Source organism: Parabacteroides hominis, assembly GCF_014287585.1.
Taxonomy (GTDB): Bacteria; Bacteroidota; Bacteroidia; order Bacteroidales; family Tannerellaceae; genus Parabacteroides; species Parabacteroides hominis.
Map to the genome: position 1 here is coordinate 77383 of NZ_JACOOJ010000020.1, position 17594 is coordinate 94976.

Genomic DNA, 17594 nt, shown 5'->3' on the forward strand with positions numbered 1-17594 from the left:
GAAACATATATATAGATATGAGCCAAAAGATCAGAATTAAATTAAAGTCTTACGATTATTCTCTGGTAGACAAGTCTGCCGAGAAGATCGTAAAGACGGTTAAGGCTACCGGTGCAGTTGTTAGCGGCCCGATACCTCTGCCTACGCATAAGCGTATCTTTACTGTGAACCGCTCGACTTTCGTTAACAAAAAGTCTCGTGAGCAGTTCGAACTCTCTTCTTATAAGAGATTAATCGACATCTACAGCTCGACTGCAAAAACAGTTGACGCATTGATGAAGCTGGAATTGCCCAGTGGTGTTGAAGTAGAAATTAAAGTGTAAGTTTATTAACAAATTAGTGAAATGCCAGGATTATTAGGAAAAAAAATCGGAATGACATCCGTTTTCAGTGCCGAGGGAAAAAATCTTCCATGCACTGTTATCGAAGTGGGTCCTTGTGTAGTTACACAGATTAAGACTTTGGAAAATGATGGCTATGAAGCTGTACAGTTGGGTTTCGAAGAGAAAAAAGAGAAACACACGACACAGCCGGAAATGGGCCACTTTAAAAAGGCAGGTGTAACTCCCAAGAGATACTTGGCCGAGTTCAAGAATTTTGAAACCGAATATAAGCTCGGTGATGTAATCACTGTAGATTATCTGGAAGATGCAGGTTTCGTTGATGTAGTCGGTACATCAAAAGGTAAAGGTTTCCAGGGTGTAGTAAAGCGTCATGGTTTCGGTGGTGTAGGTCAGACTACTCACGGTCAGCATAACCGTCTGCGTGCTCCCGGTGGTATCGGTGCCTGTTCTTACCCTGCAAAGGTATTCAAAGGTATGCGTATGGCCGGCCAAATGGGTAATGAACGTGTAACCGTTCAGAACCTGCAAGTGATCAAGGTGATGCCGGAACACAATCTTTTATTGGTTAAAGGATCTGTTCCAGGAGCAAAAGGTTCAATCTTATTAATTGAAAAGTAATGGAACTGAGCGTATTAAATATTAAAGGTGAAGATACCGGAAGAAAGGTAACATTGAACGATGCTATCTTTGGCATTGAACCCAATGATCATGCTATTTACTTGGATGTAAAACAGTATTTGGCTAATCAGCGTCAGGGAACTCACAAGTCTAAAGAAAGAAGTGAAGTTTCCGGTAGTACTCGTAAATTGATCCGCCAGAAGGGTGGTGGTGGAGCTCGTCGTGGTGACATCAACTCTCCGGTATTGGTAGGTGGTGGCCGTGTATTCGGTCCGAAACCGAGAGATTATGAGTTCAAATTGAACAAGAAAGTAAAAGGCTTGGCTCGTAAGTCTGCCTTGACTTATAAAGCAAAGAATAACGCAATCGTAGTGGTAGAAGATTTCGCTCTGGAAGCTCCTAAAACTAAAGAATTCGTAACAATTGCTAAGAATCTGAAAGTGGCTGACGGAAAGTTACTTTTGGTTTTATCAGAGAAAAATAATTTCGTATATTTGTCGGCCAGAAATTTAGAGAAGGCAAATGTCATAACGGCTTCAGAGCTAAATACATACGGTGTGTTAAACGCTGTTAATTTGGTATTGACTGAGAGTTCTGTAGCTGTTATTGAAAAACTGTTTAACGCATAAGGAGTAGAAAAATGGGAATTATTATTAAACCTATAGTAACTGAGAAGCAAACAGCGATTACGGAAAAAATGGATAATCGCTATGGTTTTCGTGTTTCTCCTGATGCCAACAAGTTAGAGATTAAAAAAGCCATTGAAGACATGTATAATGTTACAGTAGTTGATGTTAACACCATCAACTACTCAGGAAAGCAGAAAAGTCGTTATACCAAATCCGGTATTATCAATGGCAAACAATCAGCTTTTAAGAAGGCTATCGTAACGTTGAAAGAAGGAGAAACAATTGATTTCTTTAGTAATATCTAAAAAAAGAAATGGGAATACGTAAATTAAAGCCCACAACACCGGGGCAGAGACACAAAGTTATTGGTGCATTTGATAAAATCACTGCAAGTACACCAGAAAAGTCTCTTGTAGTAGGTAAGAAGAGTACAGGTGGTCGTAACAACACTGGTAAGATGACAATGCGTTATCTTGGTGGCGGTCACAAACAGAAGTACAGATTTATCGATTTCAAGAGAAACAAAGATGGCATTCCTGCAACAGTTAAGTCTATCGAGTATGATCCTAACCGTACATCTCGTATCGCACTGTTGTATTACGCAGACGGAGCAAAGAGCTATATCATCGCTCCGAACGGATTGGAAGTTGGCCAGACAGTGGTTTCAGGAAGCGAAGCAGCTCCTGAGATAGGTAATACTTTGCCTATGGCAAATATTCCCGTTGGTACTATTATTCACAACATTGAGCTTCGTCCGGGACAGGGTGCTAAGTTAGTACGTTCTGCCGGTGCTTTTGCTCAGTTGACTTCGAAAGAAGGCGATTATGCAATTATTAAGATGCCTTCTGGCGAAACCAGAAAGATTCTTGCTGCTTGTAAGGCTACAATTGGTAGTGTAGGTAATTCAGACCATGGTCTTGAAAAATCAGGTAAAGCCGGTCGCTCTAGATGGTTAGGTCGTCGTCCTCGTAACCGTGGTGTCGTAATGAACCCGGTTGATCACCCGATGGGTGGTGGTGAAGGTCGTGCTTCCGGAGGTCATCCAAGATCTCGCAATGGCTTATATGCTAAGGGCTTGAAGACAAGAGCTCCGAAGAAGCATTCTTCAAAATATATTATTGAAAGAAGAAAGAAATAATCTGATTAATTAAGTAAACTATGAGTCGTTCGCTAAAAAAAGGCCCGTATATTAATGTAAAGCTTGAAAAGAAAGTCTTGGCAATGAATGAGTCAGGAAAGAAAGCTGTCGTTAAGACATGGGCAAGAGCTTCAATGATTTCGCCTGACTTTGTAGGCCATACTATTGCAGTTCACAATGGAAATAAATTTATTCCTGTTTTTGTAACCGAGAACATGGTAGGTCATAAACTGGGAGAGTTTTCTCCTACTCGTACGTTCCGTGGTCACGCCGGTAACAAGAAAAAATAATCGGTAGTAACAGGAATTCAGGAATCTGAAAATAAAAAGAATCAATAAAATGGGTGCTAGAAAAAGAATATCAGCTGAAGCAAGAAAAGAAGCTCAGAAGACCATGTACTTCGCAAAATTGCGGAACGTGCCGACTTCTCCCCGCAAGATGCGTCTCGTTGTAGACATGATCCGCGGTATGGAAGTATTCCGTGCACTTGGTGTTTTGAAGTTTTCTAACAAGGAAGCTGCAGCAAGAGTAGAAAAATTGCTTCGTTCAGCTATTGCCAATTGGGAACAGAAAAATGAACGTAAAGCAGAAGCTGGAGAGTTGTGCGTATCTTCAATCAGCGTAGATTGCGCTACTACATTGAAGAGAATGCGTCCGGCTCCTCAGGGAAGAGGATACAGAATTCGTAAACGTTCGAACCATGTAACTCTGTTTGTTGATACACTTAGTAAAAACGATAGTCAAAATTAATTTGTAGATGGGACAAAAAGTTAATCCGATTAGTAATCGTTTGGGAATTATCCGTGGTTGGGATTCCAATTGGTATGGCGGCAAGAAATACGGAGACACTTTGCTGGAAGATAGCAAAATCCGTAAATATCTGAATGCTCGTCTTGCTAAAGCTAGTGTATCTCGCGTCGTTATTGAACGTACGCTGAAGTTGATTACAATTACAGTTTGCACATCACGTCCGGGTATCATCATCGGAAAAGGTGGTCAGGAAGTTGATAAGTTGAAAGAAGAGTTGAAGAAAATTACCGACAAAGAAGTTCAGATCAACATCTTTGAGGTAAAAAGACCCGAATTGGACGCTGTTATCGTTGCAAACAATATTGCTCGTCAGCTTGAAGGAAAAATTGCTTACCGTCGTGCTATCAAGATGGCTATCGCCTCTACCATGAGAATGGGCGCCGAAGGTATTAAAGTGCAAGTCTCTGGTCGTTTGAATGGTGCTGAAATGGCTCGTTCAGAAATGTATAAAGAAGGAAGAACTCCGTTACACACATTCAGAGCAGATATTGATTATGCTTTGGCTGAAGCGTTGACGAAGGTTGGTTTGATCGGCGTTAAGGTTTGGATCTGCCGTGGTGAAGTTTATGGTAAGAGAGATCTTGCTCCTTCATTCGCTGCTTCTAAAGATTCAGGTCGCAGAAATGACAATGCCGGCGGCAGCAGAGAAAAGAACTTCAAGAGAAAGAAAGCTAATCGTTAAACGTTAGAATTTAAGAAGAGATGTTACAACCAAAGAAAACCAAGTTCAGAAGACAGCAGAAAGGCCGCATGAAGGGCGAAGCTCAACGTGGCAACCAGCTGGCATTCGGTTCGTTTGGTATAAAAGCGTTAGAAAATAAATGGATTACCGGTCGTCAGATCGAAGCTGCTCGTATCGCGGTAACTCGTTATATGCAACGTCAGGGTCAGGTTTGGGTTCGTATTTTCCCGGACAAACCAATCACAAAGAAGCCTGCTGAAGTACGTATGGGTAAAGGTAAAGGTAATCCCGAAGGATTTGTTGCGCCTGTTACTCCAGGTCGTTTGATTTTCGAAATCGAAGGGGTTCCTTTTGATATTGCTAAAGAAGCTTTGCGCTTAGCTGCACAGAAGCTTCCGGTAACAACGAAGTTTGTTGTGAGACGTGATTATGATATGGCTAATCAAAATGCGTAATTTGTTATGAAGATTGCAGAAATTAGAGAATTAAGCACGAAGGAGTTAGTAGAAAGAATTGATGCTGAAGTGGCTGCTTACGATCAGAAAGTGATCAACCACAGCATTTCTCCGAGTGAAAACCCTGCTCAGATTAAACAACAACGCAGGATGATTGCGCGCATGAAAACAGAATTGCGCCAGAGAGAAGTTAACAACAAATAATTGAGCCTGATGGAAACTAGAAATTTAAGAAAAGAAAGAACGGGCGTGGTTACTAGCAACAAGATGGATAAGAGCATCACAGTTGCTATTAAATGGAAGGAAAAACACCCCATTTATGGAAAGTTCGTTAGCAAGACGAAGAAATATCATGCTCATGACGAAAAGAATGAATGCGGTATCGGTGATACTGTAAAGATTATGGAAACTCGTCCTTTGAGCAAAACAAAAAGATGGAGATTAGTTCAAATAATCGAAAGGGCTAAGTAACATGATACAACAAGAATCAAGACTAGTAGTAGCAGATAACAGTGGTGCAAAAGAAGCGTTGTGTATTCGCGTTTTGGGTGGTACAAGAAAACGTTATGCCTCTGTAGGGGATGTAATTGTAGTAGCAATTAAAAGTGTAATCCCGGCAAGTGATGTGAAGAAGGGTGCTGTTTCTAAGGCTATCATTGTTCGCACTAAAAAAGAAATCCGCCGCCCGGATGGTTCATACATCCGTTTCGATGATAACGCTTGCGTATTGTTGAATGCCGGTGGTGATATTCGTGGAAGCCGTATCTTTGGTCCGGTTGCCAGAGAACTTCGTGCAACAAACATGAAAATTGTTTCACTTGCACCTGAAGTGCTTTAATTTTGTAAAACTTAAAGTAATGAGCAAATTACATATCAAAAAAGGCGATATAGTTTTTGTTAATGCCGGCGAAGACAAAGGTAAGACAGGTCGTGTTTTAGAAGTTCTTGTAAAAGACAACCGTGCCATTGTAGAAGGTATTAATATGGTATCAAAGCATACCAAGCCTAATGCAAAGAATCCTCAAGGAGGTATTGAAAAGAAGGAAGCTCCTATTCATATTTCTAACCTGAACGTTGTTGACCCGAAATCCGGTAAGCCGACACGTATCGGTCGTAAGTTAGACGAAAAAGGTGCTTTAGTGCGTTATTCTAAAAAATCAGGGGAGGAAATTAAGTAATGAGCAATACTGCCAGTCTTAAGAAAGAATATCAGGACAGAATTGTTCCTGCTTTGACGAAAGAGTTCGGTTATAAAACCGTAATGCAGGTTCCCGTACTGAAGAAGATTGTTATCAATCAGGGTTTGGGTATGGCTGCTGCAGATAAGAAGATTATCGATATCGCCATCAGCGAATTGTCTACAATCACAGGCCAGAAGGCTGTTGCGACAGTTTCAAAGAAGGATATCTCTAACTTCAAGTTGCGTAAGAAAATGCCGATCGGTGTAATGGTGACATTACGTCGTGAACAGATGTACGAATTCCTGGAAAGACTCGTTCGCGTAGCTCTTCCTCGTATTCGTGACTTCAAGGGAATCGAGAGCAAATTGGACGGAAGAGGCAATTATACCCTCGGAATTCAGGAACAAATCATTTTCCCTGAAATAAATATCGATAATATTACCAAAATATTGGGAATGAATATTACCTTTGTGACCTCTGCGAAAACAGACGAAGAAGGGTATGCTCTCTTGAGAGAATTTGGGTTGCCTTTTAAAAATGCAAAAAAAGACTAAGTAGTTATGGCAAAGGAATCAATGAAAGCCCGTGAGGTGAAAAGAGCAAAGCTCGTAGCTAAATACGCTGCTAAAAGAGCAGAACTGAAAGCAGCTGGAGACTATGAAGCTTTACAGGCTTTACCTAAAAATGCTTCTCCTGTACGTTTGCACAATCGTTGCAAAATTACAGGTCGTCCGAAAGGCTATGTACGCCAGTTCGGTATTTCTCGTATTCAACTGCGTGAAATGGCATCTCATGGTTTAATCCCGGGTGTAAAGAAAGCAAGTTGGTAAGAGTTTTTTTAATTTAAATATTGTCCGGGTGGCCGGATCAATTTAATTCATTTATATATGACAGATCCTATTGCAGATTATTTGACAAGATTGCGTAACGCAATCAAAGCGAAGCACAGAGTTGTTGAAGTGCCGGCGTCAAATTTAAAGAAAGAGATCACTAAGATCCTTTTCGACAAGGGTTACATTCTTAATTTTAAGTTTGTAGAAGATGGTCCTCAGGGTACAATTAAGATTGCCTTGAAGTATGACCTGGTAAACAAAGTAAATGCAATCAAGAAACTTGAGAGAGTTTCTACCCCTGGTTTGCGTAAGTACACTGGTTACAAGGAAATGCCGAGAGTATTGAATGGTTTAGGTATTGCCGTTCTTTCTACTTCTAAAGGTGTGATGACAGACAAAGAAGCCCGTGATCTGAAGATCGGTGGTGAAGTATTATGTTATGTTTATTAATTAGGAGGGAAGAAGAATGTCAAGAATAGGAAAATTACCAATTCATGTACCGGCCGGTGTTACGGTTACCATTAAGGATAATGTTGTGACTGTTAAAGGTCCCAAAGGCGAAATGACTCAGGCTGTGAATCCTGATATTAATGTGACTTTGGAAGATGGAATCATTCATCTGACACGTCCGACAGACGAAAAGAACCATCGTGCGCTGCACGGTTTGTATCGTTCGCTGATCAACAACATGGTGATCGGTTGTTCAGAAGGATACAAAAAAGAACTGGAACTTGTCGGTGTTGGTTACCGTGTGACAAATACAGGTCAGCTGTTAGATCTTTCTTTAGGTTATACTCACAACATCTACATGCAGTTGCCTAAAGAAGTGAAAGTTGAAACAAAGGCAGAGAGAAATAAAAATCCTCTTATTATCCTTGAATCGGCTGATAAACAATTACTGGGACAGATTTGTGCTAAGATTCGTTCATTCAGAATGCCGGAGCCGTATAAAGGTAAAGGTATTAAGTTCGTGGGTGAAGAAATTCGCAGAAAGTCTGGTAAATCAGCAGGTAAGTAATCTACGTAAACTGAAATTATCATGACAACGAAGGAAGAAAGAAGATTAAAGATAAAAGCAGGTGTACGCGGTAAGATCTCAGGAACTCCTGAACGTCCGCGCCTGACTGTGTTTAGAAGCAACAAGCAGATCTATGCACAGGTTATAGATGATACTACAGGTAAGACTCTGGCTGCAGCATCCTCTTTGAAGATGGATGTTAAGGCTCCGAAAAAAGAGATTGCTGCCAAGGTTGGAGAACAGATCGCTAAAGTTGCCCAGGAAGCTGGTGTACAGGCTGTAGTTTTCGACCGTAACGGTTACCTGTATCACGGGAGAATTAAAGAATTAGCTGATGCTGCACGTAACGGCGGCCTTAAATTTTAATGAAGATGGCAGGAGTTAATAATAGAGTTAAGTCGACCAACGACATAGAGTTGAAGGACCGTTTGGTTGCAATCAACCGCGTAACTAAAGTAACCAAAGGTGGACGTACATTCAGTTTTGCTGCTATTGTTGTAGTAGGAAACGAAGACGGCATCGTTGGCTGGGGCTTGGGTAAAGCCGGTGAAGTAACGACAGCTATCGCAAAAGGTGTTGAAGCTGCAAAGAAAAATCTGATCAAAGTTCCTGTTCACAAAGGTACTATTCCTCACGAACAGTTGGCTAAGTTCGGTGGCGCTCAGGTGCTGATCAAACCGGCTTCTCACGGTACCGGTGTTAAAGCTGGTGGTGCTATGCGTGCTGTATTGGAAAGTGTAGGTATCACAGACGTTTTGGCTAAGTCAAAAGGTTCTTCTAACCCTCACAACTTGGTAAAGGCAACTATTGCCGCTTTGAGTGAGTTAAGAAGCCCGTTGATGGTTGCTCAGAACAGAGGTGTTGCAGTAGAAAAAGTATTCAGAGGTTAATTAGGGAGGATAATAAGTTATGGCAACTATCAAAGTTAAGCAGACAAAAAGTAGAATTAAATGCCCGAAAGACCAAAAGAGAACTCTTGATGCACTGGGTCTGAAGAAAATGAACCAGGTAGTAGAACATGAAGCTACTCCGGCTATTCTGGGTATGGTTGAGAAAGTGAAACATTTGGTTTCAGTAGTAAAGTAATAACGGTTGAAAAATAAATTATAGGATATGAATTTATCAAATTTAAAACCTGCTGAAGGATCTACCAAGACCAGAAAAAGAATCGGCCGTGGTCCGGGTTCAGGATTAGGAGGAACTTCAACAAGAGGTCATAAAGGTGCGAAATCAAGATCCGGTTACAAGCAGAAAATCGGTTTCGAAGGTGGTCAGATGCCTATACAGAGACGCTTACCTAAATTTGGTTTCAAGAATATTAACCGCGTTGAATATAAAGCTATCAATCTTTCTACATTACAGGGCATGGCTGAAGCTCAGCAGCTCTCTAAGATTGGTATCAACGAACTGATCGAAGCAGGTTTCATTTCCTCTTCCCAGTTGGTTAAAATTCTTGCTAACGGCAACTTGACAGCTAAACTTGAAGTGGAAGCTCACGCTTTCTCTAAGAGTGCTGAAGCTGCTATCCAGGCAGTAGGTGGAACTGTTGTTAAACTCTAAGTTATGAGAGCAGTTGAAACAATAAAAAATATCTGGAAGATAGAGGATCTGAGAAATCGGATCCTCACCACTCTTTTATTGGTGGCTATATACCGTTTCGGTACATACGTTGTTCTTCCGGGTATTGATCCTAAAGCGTTGACCGCTTTGCAGGAACAGACAAGAGGCGGATTGTTGGCGTTGTTGGATATGTTCTCTGGTGGTGCTTTCTCTAATGCATCTATCTTTGCATTAGGGATTATGCCGTATATCTCCGCTTCCATTGTAATGCAGTTGATGGCAATTGCAGTTCCTTCTTTCCAGAAATTACAGAGAGAAGGTGAAAGTGGTCGTCGTAAGATCAACCAGTGGACTCGTTATCTGACAGTCATGATCCTTCTGTTCCAAGGTCCGACGTATCTTGTTAACTTAAGTGTACAGCTGAAAGCCGCCGGTGCAGCTTTGCCTGCAGGTATATGGTTTACAATTTCCTCTACAGTTATCTTAGCTGCTGGAAGTATGTTTATCTTATGGCTTGGTGAAAGAATTACAGATAAAGGTGTTGGAAATGGTATTTCATTTATCATTTTAGTTGGTATTATAGCCCGTCTGCCGCACTCTTTGTTCGAAGAATTTATTTCGAGAACAAGTGAGAAAACCGGTGGTCTGGTTATGTTCTTGTTTGAAATGTTGTTCCTTTTGCTGGTTATTGCAGGTGCGATCCTGTTGGTACAAGGTACTCGCAAGGTTCCCGTACAGTATGCAAAGCGGATCATTGGAAATAAACAATATGGTGGCGCACGCCAGTACATCCCTCTTAAGGTGAATGCAGCAAACGTGATGCCTATCATCTTTGCCCAGGCAATCATGTTTATTCCTATTTCAATTGTTGGTTTCTCAAGCACAGGCGAACAGTCTGGTTTCGTAGCTGCGTTTATGGACAATACCGGATTTTGGTACAACTTCGTATTTGCTGTACTGATTATCTTGTTTACATATTTCTATACAGCTATCACGATCAATCCTACTCAGATGTCGGATGATCTGAAGAGAAACAACGGGTTCATTCCAGGTGTTAAGCCGGGAAAGAGTACCAAAGATTATTTGGATACCATCATGGACCGTATTACTTTGCCGGGAGCATTCTTCCTCGCATTAGTGGCTATCATGCCTGCTTTTGCCCGGATCGCCGGTGTAAGTATGGCGTTCTCCCAGTTCTTTGGCGGAACATCTTTGTTGATCCTGGTTGGTGTGGTGTTGGATACACTGCAGCAAGTAGAAAGTCATTTGCTGATGCGTCATTATGACGGTTTGTTGAAGTCAGGAAGAATTAAAGGTCGCTCAGGCGCGGTTGGTGCTTATTAATTAGAATGATCTATTTAAAAACAGATGAAGAAATTGAGTTGATGCGTGCGGCGAATCAACTGGTGGGCAAGACGCTTGGCGAATTGGCCAAACATATCGCTCCCGGTGTCAATACGCTTCAACTCGATAAGATTGCCGAGGAATTCATTAGAGATAATGGTGCGGTTCCGGCGTTTTTGGGATACGGAGGTTTTCCTAATTCCATATGTGCTTCCGTGAATGAACAGGTTGTACATGGTATTCCCTCTTCGAAGATAATACTGAAAGAGGGAGATGTCATATCTGTCGACTGCGGTACGGTGTTGAATGGTTTTGTCGGCGACTCGGCTTATACGTTTTGTGTGGGCGAAGTCGATCCTAAAGTGAAAGCCTTGTTGAAGACAACAAAAGAATCGCTTTACCTGGGAATCCAGCATGCCATCGAAGGCAAACGCCTCGGAGACATCAGTCATGCCGTACAGTCCTATTGTGAATCGAAAGGCTACTCTGTTGTCAGGGAGCTGGTCGGCCACGGTATCGGACGTAAGATGCACGAAGAGCCGGAAGTCCCCAATTACGGACGCCCCGGTTGCGGTCCCTTGTTACGCAGCGGTATGTGTATCTGCATAGAACCGATGATCAATATGGGAAGCAAGAATGTCGCTTTTGAAAAAGACGGTTGGACAGTCCGTACGAAAGACAGAAAGTGTTCGGCTCATTTCGAGCATTGTATCGCGATCCGTCCCGAAGGACCCCAGATCTTGTCTTCATTCGAGTTTTTAGAAGAAGTTTTAGGTAATAACGCAATTTAATTTGATTTAATTTTATATGGCTAAACAGTCAGCAATTGAACAAGATGGAGTTATAGTAGAAGCATTGTCGAACGCAATGTTTCGTGTAGAATTAGAGAACGGACATGAAATCACTGCTCATATCTCAGGGAAGATGCGGATGCACTACATCAAGATCCTTCCCGGTGATAAAGTAAGAGTTGAGATGTCTCCGTATGATCTATCGAAAGGTAGAATTGCTTTTAGATATAAATAAAAAAAACAACAAGATATGAAAGTAAGAGCATCTTTAAAGAAGCGCACTCCCGAATGCAAAATCGTTAGAAGAAAGGGACGCTTATACGTAATTAACAAGAAAAATCCTAAGTATAAACAACGTCAAGGATAATTTATTATTTTTGCAAAATAATTTAAGTAAGTAATATGGCTATAAGAATAGTTGGTGTAGACTTGCCACAAAATAAAAGAGGAGAAATTGCCTTGACCTATATTTACGGTATTGGTCGTAGCGCTTCAAAATCCATTTTAGACAAAGCAGGGATCGATCGTGATATCAAAGTGAAAGACTGGACAGACGATCAGGCTGCAAAAGTACGTGAAGTCATTGGCGAAGATTATAAGGTAGAAGGTGATCTTCGTTCCGAAGTTCAGCTGAACATCAAGCGTCTGATGGATATCGGATGTTACAGGGGTGTTCGTCACCGTATTGGTTTGCCTTTGAGAGGCCAGAGCACAAAGAACAACGCTCGTACTCGCAAGGGTAAGAAGAAAACTGTTGCAAATAAGAAAAAAGCTACTAAATAATAAGAATTGATATGGCAAAGAAAACAGTCGCAGCAAAGAAGAGAAACGTAAAAGTTGACGCTTACGGTCAAGCTCATATTCATTCTTCTTTTAACAACATTATTGTATCTCTTGCTAATAGCGAAGGTCAGGTAATCAGTTGGTCTTCTGCTGGTAAGATGGGATTCAGAAGTTCTAAAAAGAACACTCCGTATGCAGCTCAGATGGCAGCTCAGGATTGTGCAAAAGTAGCTTACGATCTTGGTTTGAGAAAAGTAAAAGTATTCGTAAAGGGACCGGGTAACGGACGTGAGTCTGCTATCAGAACTATCCACGGTGCAGGCATTGAAGTAACGGAAATCGTTGACGTTACTCCGCTTCCTCACAATGGTTGTCGTCCTCCGAAAAAGAGAAGAGTATAATTAACTATAGTTTCTTGAACATTGAATCCGGAATTGTGAATAGATTACACAAAGACCTTATCCTCTCTGTAGTCGCGGCTGCACGGTTCCAGATTCAGAACAGAACATTAAAACAATAAAAAAATGGCAAGATATACTGGACCTAAAACAAGAATTGCCCGTAAGTTTGGCGAGGCAATATTCGGACCGGATAAAGTTCTTTCAAAGAAGAACTATCCTCCCGGACAGCACGGAAACGCCCGCAAAAGAAAAACTTCTGAGTACGGAATCCAGCTTCGTGAGAAGCAGAAAGCTAAATACACATACGGTGTATTGGAAAAACAGTTTAGAAACCTGTTTGAAAAGGCATCACGTTCAAAAGGTATTACCGGTGAAGTGCTGTTGCAGTTACTGGAAGGCCGTCTGGACAATTTAGTATTCCGTTTGGGTATCGCTCCGACGCGTGCTGCTGCTCGTCAGTTGGTTTCTCATCGTCACATTACAGTAGACGGTAAGGTTGTAAACATTCCTTCTTACTCTGTAAAAGCCGGTCAGGTTATTGGTGTTAGAGAAAGATCCAAGTCTCTGGAAGTGATTGCCGACGCACTGTCAGGCTTCAACCACAGCAAGTATCCTTGGATCGAATGGGATCAGTCTTCTTTAAGCGGAAAATTACTGCATCTGCCGGAAAGAACTGACATTCCTGAAAACATTAAAGAGCAGTTGATCGTAGAATTGTATTCTAAATAATAATTGATTTCCATGGCGATATTAGCATTTCAAAAACCCGATAAAGTATTAATGTTGGAAGCGGACAATTTCTTCGGAAAGTTTGAATTTCGTCCGTTGGAACCCGGCTATGGTATTACGATAGGTAATGCTCTGCGCCGTATTCTCCTGTCGTCGCTTGAAGGTTTTGCTATTACATCCATTAAGATCGAAGGGGTTGACCATGAATTTGGTACAATCCCCGGAGTCATCGAGGATGTGACAAACATTATCTTGAATCTGAAACAAGTACGGTTCAAGCATATTGTAGACGACATAGAGAATGAAAAAGTAAGTATTACTGTTTCGGGTTCGGAAGTGTTCAAAGCCGGTGATATAGGTAAACAGCTGACCGGATTCGAAGTATTGAATCCTGAGTTGGTTATTTGTCGTTTGGATCCGAACGCAGGTTTCCAGATCGAGCTGACGATTAACAAAGGTCGCGGATATGTTCCCGCTGATGAAAACAGAGACCCGAATGCAGACATGCACGTGATTGCAATCGACTCTATTTACACACCTATTCGTAACGTCAAGTATTCGATCGAAAACTTCCGTGTTGAGCAAAAGACGGACTACGAAAAGTTGGTTCTTGAAATAGCCACTGATGGTTCTATTCATCCGAAGGAAGCGTTAAAAGAAGCAGCTAAGATTCTGATTCACCATTTCATGTTGTTCTCAGATGAAAAGATTGCTATCGAGACAGTAGATACTGACGGTAATGAGGAATTCGATGAAGAAGTGCTTCACATGCGTCAGTTGCTGAAGAGCAAGCTCTCGGATATGGATCTTTCCGTTCGCGCATTGAATTGCTTGAAGGCCGCAGATGTTGAAACATTAGGTGAACTGGTTAAATTCAACAAGAATGACCTGTTGAAATTCCGTAACTTCGGTAAGAAGTCACTTACAGAACTTGATGAACTGCTTGAGAGTCTGAACCTTTCATTCGGTATGGATATCACTAAATATAAATTAGATAAAGAGTAAGTATAGCGATGAGACACAATAAAAAAATAAATCATTTAGGTCGTACAAATACTCACCGTAACGCAATGCTTTCAAACATGGCATGTTCTCTTATCAAACATAAGAGAATCTTCACCACTGTTGCTAAAGCGAAAGCGCTTCGTAAATTTGTAGAACCGCTTATCACTAAGTCTAAAGAGGATACAACTCACTCAAGACGTGTGGTATTCAGCAATTTGCAAGACAAATATGCTGTAACAGAATTGTTCAAGGAAGTATCTCAGAAGATCGGTGACCGTCCGGGTGGTTACACTCGTATCCTGAAGACTGGCAACCGTCTGGGTGACAACGCAGCCATGTGCTTCATTGAACTGGTTGATTACAACGAAAACATGTTGAAGACAGCTACAGCCAAGAAAGCAACTAAGACAAGACGTTCTCGTAAAAAGTCTACAACTGCTGAAACAGAAGCTCCTGTTGCAGAAGCACCGGTTGCTGAAGAAAAAGCTGCTGAATAATTACGGCTTATTTCAACAAACAAATAAAAAAAGCCTGTCTGCCTTTCGCAGACGGGCTTTTTTGCGTTTTACCAGAGCCTGATCCTAACGGACAGTCTCAAATAGAGGTTCATCCCTTTCCGTAGGATCCTGAGGAGCAGGGCGAGGAAAAGTTTCAGGGTCGATGGGAGATGTTTCATCCGGTACAGGTTTAAAGTGGAACAAAAAATTCAACAAAGCCAGGATAAATTCAAGAATCTTTCTGATTTTCTGCATGATAAGGGCTTTTAAAAGGTTGTATGTTTATTTTTCTTTCTCCGTCCCCTGAAGGGGACGGCAAGGGACGGCAAGGGAAGAGGAGTGTCTGAACCGCCTGTCCGCACCCTTGCCGCAAGGCCTCAAAAGAACCGGCTTTATCATCAACCATCTCTTTTGCCGTCCCCTTCAGGGGACGGTAAAGAAAGAGGAGCAATCAAAGCCATGACAGCCTGTATCGTCTGTGCGATCTGGATGATGCTGTGCCGGTAGGTTTCCCGGTTATCGCCGTTCAGCTCGCTGATATAGGGGCTGTAGGCGATCTCCTTTGCGTAGGCCTGCGGGTCGTTGCTTACCTGCCAGGCGGAGCGGTAGTTGTTTCGGATCAGGCGGGCGAAATCCAGGAAGGAGTTCTCTCGCGTGTCGTAACGGCGGAAATCCAGCGAATAGGCGGAAGCCTTTACGGTCGTCTTCCCGCCGTGCCAATAGGCGTTGCTGCAACCGTAGGCGGTCAGTCCGAAATAGTTCCGGAAGCCCTTTGCCAGGTCGCTCGTGCCCCAACCGCTTTCAAACGCCGCCTGTGCCAGAATGACCAGCGGATTCATGTTGAAAGCAGTCCCTGCCGACAATGCTGCCGGCAGACACTCTTTTACGAAGCTGATTTGTGCTGGTTTCATAATTCTCCAGGTCTTTCTTCTTCACCACCTGTATTGGATTTATCTGTCTCTTGTCCAATACGTTCAAGGCTCACTTTGGCTATCATTTCGCGTAGTTTAACTCCCGGAGAGAAGATTATTCGCGGCTTTCTGACCATTGATGCCTGAAAATCGTCCGCATTTACCACTCCAGAGCTTCCGAGCGAGATCCGGAAGTTGCCCAATGCACCCAACTGGACCACTTCGCCACGCAGCAACGCTTCCTGCATGCAACGGATCAGTCCCAACAAGACGAGAGCCACATCGCCGTCGCTGGCTGTCGAACGGTCTGCCACCACATCGCAGATCGTGTCGAAATCCATCATACCGGTGACATTGGCCGAGGCATAATACCGTTTGGCATCTGCTGCCGCATCTTTGGTCAAGTCTTTTTTCAAAACAAGTTTGTACTTTACTGACATACGATTAATAGATTAAGGGTTAGTGAATTATTACATTACAAAGATACGACGCCCGGCAGCCTCGCGGGAAAGGTATATACGGCTATCGGAAGTTTCGACAGCATTCGTTTATTTCGCGGATTGTACCCCTGCGATCGCCTGCCTGCACGGGTTTACCGGAGCCGGTGAAGCAGACGAAGCCGATGCATATAAGAAAAAAACTGCCCCTCTATATTGCCGGGGGCGTGGTGGTGGAGAGGCGTATTCCGCCCCGAAATCTGCCAAATCTGCCAAATTTGCCCCCCCCTCCTTTTAAAATGGTACAAAAGGGTGTGTGGTGTGGGTAATGTGTTGATATATAGCTGAATAATGGTCTATTTCCATGCTTTTACGGAGCTGTGTACGATCACTTTATCCTCTTCTCACGGACGTTTGTCTGTTACTTTTGGCTTGATCCAAAAGTAACCAAAAGATCAAGGCCGAACCTGCTTCGCTACTCCGTTCCCTTCGTTCGCTGTCGCGTCTGAAACTCGCTTCGCTCAGACAGCAGACGCTCCGGACGCTCACTTCGGTCTCTGCGCTTAACGCTCACCAGCTTAGGCCGGAGATAGAGCCTGACGGCTCTTTAAGGATTGCCGATACTGCCTGCTTCTTGCGATCCCGTGCTTTGGCACAGGGCCGCAGAAGAACGGTTAAGCCTTGATCTTTTGGTGCGGTTGCCTTGTCCTGTCTCATTCAAACGTGCCGATGTGGTGAAGGAGGCAAATGTCCGTGAAATCTCTGAATCGACTGTCGGTAAGTTTCTTCGGGAACTACTCGAAAATGGTCTAATGTTCTCTGAAAGAATGGGTTATTGCGAGAGGACGGGGCGAGGAAAGCATGTTGTCGAATTTAAAATGCCCCCGGCAAATTTGGCAAATTTGGCAGGTTTTTAGGGCTAAATTCGAGAAAACCCGAAAAACGAACGTATAGGCATCGGATCAAAAACGAATAAGCACCCCTCTGAAACGCAGTAAGCATCGGAGGTTTCCCTAAAAAGCACCGATTTTTGAACGGAAGCGGCGTTGATGAATTTTTAGAATGTCGTTTTTGGAAATAAATAACTGGGGATCAAGTGTTTAGGTGGAGGAAAAATGACTAAAAAAAGGATCGTTTTTTTTAGTCATTTTTTTCGCCTATATTTGGAGTTCGTGTTGAAAAGGCGGTTTTTCGTCCTTAAATTGCTATCTGATTGATAAGAAAGGATATAGAGGTGAGATTTTTTTTCAAGAAAAGAGTTGTGGTTTTAAAAAGTATGTGTATTTTTGTGCTGTAAAAATGACGAATTAAAACGATGGTTTTTGCTATCAAGATACAAATGTTAACACGTGTACATTATTAATGCGTGTACATATATATGGAACGGACATTTCAATTATTGTATTATTAATATTAAATTTTAGATTA

33 protein-coding genes are annotated in these 17594 nt (G+C 42.4%); 31 read left to right on the plus strand and 2 right to left on the minus strand.

The window, feature by feature from the left end; translation table 11 throughout:
* The first annotated feature begins 17 nt into the window (after nt 1-17).
* The 30 genes from rpsJ to rplQ all read left to right on the plus strand — a co-directional run bounded on the left by rpsJ (nt 18) and on the right by rplQ (nt 14818).
* Nucleotides 18-323 carry a 30S ribosomal protein S10 gene (gene rpsJ / locus H8S65_RS12010; protein WP_005634728.1) on the plus strand — a complete coding sequence of 102 codons (306 nt, stop codon included), beginning with the start codon at nt 18-20 and terminating at the stop codon, nt 321-323.
* A 21-nt stretch (nt 324-344) separates the two neighbouring features.
* The gene (gene rplC, locus H8S65_RS12015) at nt 345-962 is read left to right on the plus strand and encodes a 50S ribosomal protein L3 (protein ID WP_122332063.1); all 618 of its coding nucleotides are present in this window, start codon (nt 345-347) and stop codon (nt 960-962) included.
* Nucleotides 962-1591, plus strand: a complete 630-nt coding sequence (gene rplD / locus H8S65_RS12020) for a 50S ribosomal protein L4 (RefSeq protein ID WP_186930211.1) — start codon at nt 962-964, stop codon at nt 1589-1591. The genes rplC and rplD overlap by 1 nt, the downstream gene beginning before the upstream one ends.
* Nucleotides 1592-1602: 11 nt before the next feature.
* Nucleotides 1603-1896: a 50S ribosomal protein L23 gene (gene rplW / locus H8S65_RS12025; protein WP_186930212.1), complete on the plus strand. Its 294-nt coding sequence runs from the start codon at nt 1603-1605 to the stop codon at nt 1894-1896.
* Nucleotides 1897-1904: 8 nt separating this feature from the next.
* On the plus strand, nt 1905-2729 hold the full coding sequence (gene rplB, locus H8S65_RS12030; RefSeq protein ID WP_186930213.1) for a 50S ribosomal protein L2: 825 nt from the start codon (nt 1905-1907) through the stop codon (nt 2727-2729).
* Between the two features lie 20 nt (nt 2730-2749).
* Nucleotides 2750-3019 (plus strand): 30S ribosomal protein S19, encoded by a 270-nt coding sequence (gene rpsS, locus H8S65_RS12035; RefSeq protein WP_005634738.1) that lies wholly within the window; start codon nt 2750-2752, stop codon nt 3017-3019.
* A gap of 49 nt (nt 3020-3068) precedes the next feature.
* A complete protein-coding gene (rplV, locus tag H8S65_RS12040; RefSeq protein ID WP_005634739.1) occupies nt 3069-3479 on the plus strand; it encodes a 50S ribosomal protein L22 in 411 nt (136 codons plus the stop codon).
* A 7-nt stretch (nt 3480-3486) separates the two neighbouring features.
* Nucleotides 3487-4221 (plus strand): 30S ribosomal protein S3, encoded by a 735-nt coding sequence (gene rpsC, locus H8S65_RS12045; protein ID WP_186930214.1) that lies wholly within the window; start codon nt 3487-3489, stop codon nt 4219-4221.
* 20 nt (nt 4222-4241) lie between these two features.
* Nucleotides 4242-4676, plus strand: coding sequence for a 50S ribosomal protein L16 (gene rplP / locus H8S65_RS12050; RefSeq protein WP_005634742.1), 435 nt, complete (start codon nt 4242-4244; stop codon nt 4674-4676).
* Between the two features lie 6 nt (nt 4677-4682).
* Complete coding sequence (gene rpmC, locus H8S65_RS12055) at nt 4683-4880, plus strand: 50S ribosomal protein L29 (protein ID WP_186930215.1); 198 nt, start codon at nt 4683-4685, stop codon at nt 4878-4880.
* Nucleotides 4881-4889: 9 nt separating this feature from the next.
* The gene (gene rpsQ / locus H8S65_RS12060) at nt 4890-5147 is read left to right on the plus strand and encodes a 30S ribosomal protein S17 (protein WP_115497989.1); all 258 of its coding nucleotides are present in this window, start codon (nt 4890-4892) and stop codon (nt 5145-5147) included.
* Nucleotide 5148: 1 nt separating this feature from the next.
* Nucleotides 5149-5514 (plus strand): 50S ribosomal protein L14, encoded by a 366-nt coding sequence (gene rplN / locus H8S65_RS12065; RefSeq protein ID WP_008149935.1) that lies wholly within the window; start codon nt 5149-5151, stop codon nt 5512-5514.
* A gap of 19 nt (nt 5515-5533) precedes the next feature.
* Complete coding sequence (gene rplX, locus H8S65_RS12070) at nt 5534-5854, plus strand: 50S ribosomal protein L24 (RefSeq protein ID WP_005634752.1); 321 nt, start codon at nt 5534-5536, stop codon at nt 5852-5854.
* Nucleotides 5854-6411, plus strand: a complete 558-nt coding sequence (gene rplE, locus H8S65_RS12075) for a 50S ribosomal protein L5 (protein WP_008149932.1) — start codon at nt 5854-5856, stop codon at nt 6409-6411. Before rplX ends, rplE begins: the two co-directional genes overlap by 1 nt.
* A 6-nt stretch (nt 6412-6417) precedes the next feature.
* Entirely contained in the window at nt 6418-6687 is a 270-nt protein-coding gene (rpsN, locus tag H8S65_RS12080) for a 30S ribosomal protein S14 (RefSeq protein ID WP_005634756.1), read from the plus strand.
* Nucleotides 6688-6744: 57 nt separating this feature from the next.
* Entirely contained in the window at nt 6745-7140 is a 396-nt protein-coding gene (gene rpsH / locus H8S65_RS12085) for a 30S ribosomal protein S8 (protein ID WP_005634758.1), read from the plus strand.
* 16 nt (nt 7141-7156) lie between these two features.
* A complete protein-coding gene (rplF, locus tag H8S65_RS12090; protein ID WP_008149927.1) occupies nt 7157-7708 on the plus strand; it encodes a 50S ribosomal protein L6 in 552 nt (183 codons plus the stop codon).
* Between the two features lie 21 nt (nt 7709-7729).
* Nucleotides 7730-8074: a 50S ribosomal protein L18 gene (gene rplR / locus H8S65_RS12095; RefSeq protein WP_005634763.1), complete on the plus strand. Its 345-nt coding sequence runs from the start codon at nt 7730-7732 to the stop codon at nt 8072-8074.
* Nucleotides 8075-8079: 5 nt separating this feature from the next.
* The gene (gene rpsE / locus H8S65_RS12100) at nt 8080-8598 is read left to right on the plus strand and encodes a 30S ribosomal protein S5 (RefSeq protein WP_115498103.1); all 519 of its coding nucleotides are present in this window, start codon (nt 8080-8082) and stop codon (nt 8596-8598) included.
* A gap of 19 nt (nt 8599-8617) precedes the next feature.
* Nucleotides 8618-8794 carry a 50S ribosomal protein L30 gene (gene rpmD / locus H8S65_RS12105; protein ID WP_005651341.1) on the plus strand — a complete coding sequence of 59 codons (177 nt, stop codon included), beginning with the start codon at nt 8618-8620 and terminating at the stop codon, nt 8792-8794.
* Between the two features lie 27 nt (nt 8795-8821).
* Nucleotides 8822-9268 (plus strand): 50S ribosomal protein L15, encoded by a 447-nt coding sequence (rplO, locus tag H8S65_RS12110; protein WP_186930216.1) that lies wholly within the window; start codon nt 8822-8824, stop codon nt 9266-9268.
* A gap of 3 nt (nt 9269-9271) precedes the next feature.
* Nucleotides 9272-10612 (plus strand): preprotein translocase subunit SecY, encoded by a 1341-nt coding sequence (gene secY, locus H8S65_RS12115; RefSeq protein ID WP_186930217.1) that lies wholly within the window; start codon nt 9272-9274, stop codon nt 10610-10612.
* Between the two features lie 5 nt (nt 10613-10617).
* Nucleotides 10618-11403: a type I methionyl aminopeptidase gene (gene map, locus H8S65_RS12120; RefSeq protein ID WP_186930218.1), complete on the plus strand. Its 786-nt coding sequence runs from the start codon at nt 10618-10620 to the stop codon at nt 11401-11403.
* Between the two features lie 16 nt (nt 11404-11419).
* Nucleotides 11420-11638, plus strand: a complete 219-nt coding sequence (gene infA, locus H8S65_RS12125; RefSeq protein WP_005634776.1) for a translation initiation factor IF-1 — start codon at nt 11420-11422, stop codon at nt 11636-11638.
* Between the two features lie 15 nt (nt 11639-11653).
* On the plus strand, nt 11654-11770 hold the full coding sequence (gene ykgO, locus H8S65_RS12130) for a type B 50S ribosomal protein L36 (RefSeq protein ID WP_005645768.1): 117 nt from the start codon (nt 11654-11656) through the stop codon (nt 11768-11770).
* Between the two features lie 35 nt (nt 11771-11805).
* Nucleotides 11806-12186: a 30S ribosomal protein S13 gene (gene rpsM / locus H8S65_RS12135; RefSeq protein WP_186930219.1), complete on the plus strand. Its 381-nt coding sequence runs from the start codon at nt 11806-11808 to the stop codon at nt 12184-12186.
* Between the two features lie 11 nt (nt 12187-12197).
* Nucleotides 12198-12587, plus strand: coding sequence for a 30S ribosomal protein S11 (gene rpsK / locus H8S65_RS12140; RefSeq protein WP_005634781.1), 390 nt, complete (start codon nt 12198-12200; stop codon nt 12585-12587).
* Between the two features lie 123 nt (nt 12588-12710).
* Complete coding sequence (gene rpsD, locus H8S65_RS12145) at nt 12711-13316, plus strand: 30S ribosomal protein S4 (protein WP_186930220.1); 606 nt, start codon at nt 12711-12713, stop codon at nt 13314-13316.
* A 12-nt stretch (nt 13317-13328) separates the two neighbouring features.
* The gene (locus H8S65_RS12150) at nt 13329-14321 is read left to right on the plus strand and encodes a DNA-directed RNA polymerase subunit alpha (RefSeq protein WP_005634785.1); all 993 of its coding nucleotides are present in this window, start codon (nt 13329-13331) and stop codon (nt 14319-14321) included.
* 8 nt (nt 14322-14329) lie between these two features.
* Entirely contained in the window at nt 14330-14818 is a 489-nt protein-coding gene (gene rplQ / locus H8S65_RS12155; RefSeq protein WP_186930221.1) for a 50S ribosomal protein L17, read from the plus strand.
* Nucleotides 14819-15216: 398 nt separating this feature from the next.
* On the opposite strand, the gene H8S65_RS12160 is transcribed toward rplQ, so the two are convergent.
* Nucleotides 15217-15729 carry a glucosaminidase domain-containing protein gene (locus tag H8S65_RS12160; RefSeq protein ID WP_186930222.1) on the minus strand — a complete coding sequence of 171 codons (513 nt, stop codon included), beginning with the start codon at nt 15727-15729 and terminating at the stop codon, nt 15217-15219.
* Complete coding sequence (locus H8S65_RS12165; RefSeq protein ID WP_186930223.1) at nt 15726-16169, minus strand: HU family DNA-binding protein; 444 nt, start codon at nt 16167-16169, stop codon at nt 15726-15728. The genes H8S65_RS12160 and H8S65_RS12165 overlap by 4 nt, the downstream gene beginning before the upstream one ends.
* A gap of 22 nt (nt 16170-16191) precedes the next feature.
* Here H8S65_RS12165 and H8S65_RS12170 point away from each other — a divergent pair, with 22 nt between their 5' ends.
* Nucleotides 16192-16464 carry a hypothetical protein gene (locus H8S65_RS12170; protein ID WP_186930224.1) on the plus strand — a complete coding sequence of 91 codons (273 nt, stop codon included), beginning with the start codon at nt 16192-16194 and terminating at the stop codon, nt 16462-16464.
* Nucleotides 16465-17594: the final 1130 nt, after the last annotated feature.

Excerpts from the sequence above, each read along its gene's own strand:
- rpsJ (WP_005634728.1), top strand. The coding sequence starts at position 18 with ATGAGCCAAAAGATCAGAATTAAATTAAAGTCTTACGATTATTCTCTG.
- rplC (WP_122332063.1), top strand. The coding sequence starts at position 345 with ATGCCAGGATTATTAGGAAAAAAAATCGGAATGACATCCGTTTTCAGT.
- rplD (WP_186930211.1), top strand. The coding sequence starts at position 962 with ATGGAACTGAGCGTATTAAATATTAAAGGTGAAGATACCGGAAGAAAG.
- rplW (WP_186930212.1), top strand. The coding sequence starts at position 1,603 with ATGGGAATTATTATTAAACCTATAGTAACTGAGAAGCAAACAGCGATT.
- rplB (WP_186930213.1), top strand. The coding sequence starts at position 1,905 with ATGGGAATACGTAAATTAAAGCCCACAACACCGGGGCAGAGACACAAA.
- rpsS (WP_005634738.1), top strand. The coding sequence starts at position 2,750 with ATGAGTCGTTCGCTAAAAAAAGGCCCGTATATTAATGTAAAGCTTGAA.
- rplV (WP_005634739.1), top strand. The coding sequence starts at position 3,069 with ATGGGTGCTAGAAAAAGAATATCAGCTGAAGCAAGAAAAGAAGCTCAG.
- rpsC (WP_186930214.1), top strand. The coding sequence starts at position 3,487 with ATGGGACAAAAAGTTAATCCGATTAGTAATCGTTTGGGAATTATCCGT.
- rplP (WP_005634742.1), top strand. The coding sequence starts at position 4,242 with ATGTTACAACCAAAGAAAACCAAGTTCAGAAGACAGCAGAAAGGCCGC.
- rpmC (WP_186930215.1), top strand. The coding sequence starts at position 4,683 with ATGAAGATTGCAGAAATTAGAGAATTAAGCACGAAGGAGTTAGTAGAA.
- rpsQ (WP_115497989.1), top strand. The coding sequence starts at position 4,890 with ATGGAAACTAGAAATTTAAGAAAAGAAAGAACGGGCGTGGTTACTAGC.
- rplN (WP_008149935.1), top strand. The coding sequence starts at position 5,149 with ATGATACAACAAGAATCAAGACTAGTAGTAGCAGATAACAGTGGTGCA.
- rplX (WP_005634752.1), top strand. The coding sequence starts at position 5,534 with ATGAGCAAATTACATATCAAAAAAGGCGATATAGTTTTTGTTAATGCC.
- rplE (WP_008149932.1), top strand. The coding sequence starts at position 5,854 with ATGAGCAATACTGCCAGTCTTAAGAAAGAATATCAGGACAGAATTGTT.
- rpsN (WP_005634756.1), top strand. The coding sequence starts at position 6,418 with ATGGCAAAGGAATCAATGAAAGCCCGTGAGGTGAAAAGAGCAAAGCTC.
- rpsH (WP_005634758.1), top strand. The coding sequence starts at position 6,745 with ATGACAGATCCTATTGCAGATTATTTGACAAGATTGCGTAACGCAATC.
- rplF (WP_008149927.1), top strand. The coding sequence starts at position 7,157 with ATGTCAAGAATAGGAAAATTACCAATTCATGTACCGGCCGGTGTTACG.
- rplR (WP_005634763.1), top strand. The coding sequence starts at position 7,730 with ATGACAACGAAGGAAGAAAGAAGATTAAAGATAAAAGCAGGTGTACGC.
- rpsE (WP_115498103.1), top strand. The coding sequence starts at position 8,080 with ATGGCAGGAGTTAATAATAGAGTTAAGTCGACCAACGACATAGAGTTG.
- rpmD (WP_005651341.1), top strand. The coding sequence starts at position 8,618 with ATGGCAACTATCAAAGTTAAGCAGACAAAAAGTAGAATTAAATGCCCG.
- rplO (WP_186930216.1), top strand. The coding sequence starts at position 8,822 with ATGAATTTATCAAATTTAAAACCTGCTGAAGGATCTACCAAGACCAGA.
- secY (WP_186930217.1), top strand. The coding sequence starts at position 9,272 with ATGAGAGCAGTTGAAACAATAAAAAATATCTGGAAGATAGAGGATCTG.
- map (WP_186930218.1), top strand. The coding sequence starts at position 10,618 with ATGATCTATTTAAAAACAGATGAAGAAATTGAGTTGATGCGTGCGGCG.
- infA (WP_005634776.1), top strand. The coding sequence starts at position 11,420 with ATGGCTAAACAGTCAGCAATTGAACAAGATGGAGTTATAGTAGAAGCA.
- ykgO (WP_005645768.1), top strand. The coding sequence starts at position 11,654 with ATGAAAGTAAGAGCATCTTTAAAGAAGCGCACTCCCGAATGCAAAATC.
- rpsM (WP_186930219.1), top strand. The coding sequence starts at position 11,806 with ATGGCTATAAGAATAGTTGGTGTAGACTTGCCACAAAATAAAAGAGGA.
- rpsK (WP_005634781.1), top strand. The coding sequence starts at position 12,198 with ATGGCAAAGAAAACAGTCGCAGCAAAGAAGAGAAACGTAAAAGTTGAC.
- rpsD (WP_186930220.1), top strand. The coding sequence starts at position 12,711 with ATGGCAAGATATACTGGACCTAAAACAAGAATTGCCCGTAAGTTTGGC.
- H8S65_RS12150 (WP_005634785.1), top strand. The coding sequence starts at position 13,329 with ATGGCGATATTAGCATTTCAAAAACCCGATAAAGTATTAATGTTGGAA.
- rplQ (WP_186930221.1), top strand. The coding sequence starts at position 14,330 with ATGAGACACAATAAAAAAATAAATCATTTAGGTCGTACAAATACTCAC.
- H8S65_RS12160 (WP_186930222.1), bottom strand. The coding sequence starts at position 15,729 with ATGAAACCAGCACAAATCAGCTTCGTAAAAGAGTGTCTGCCGGCAGCA.
- H8S65_RS12165 (WP_186930223.1), bottom strand. The coding sequence starts at position 16,169 with ATGTCAGTAAAGTACAAACTTGTTTTGAAAAAAGACTTGACCAAAGAT.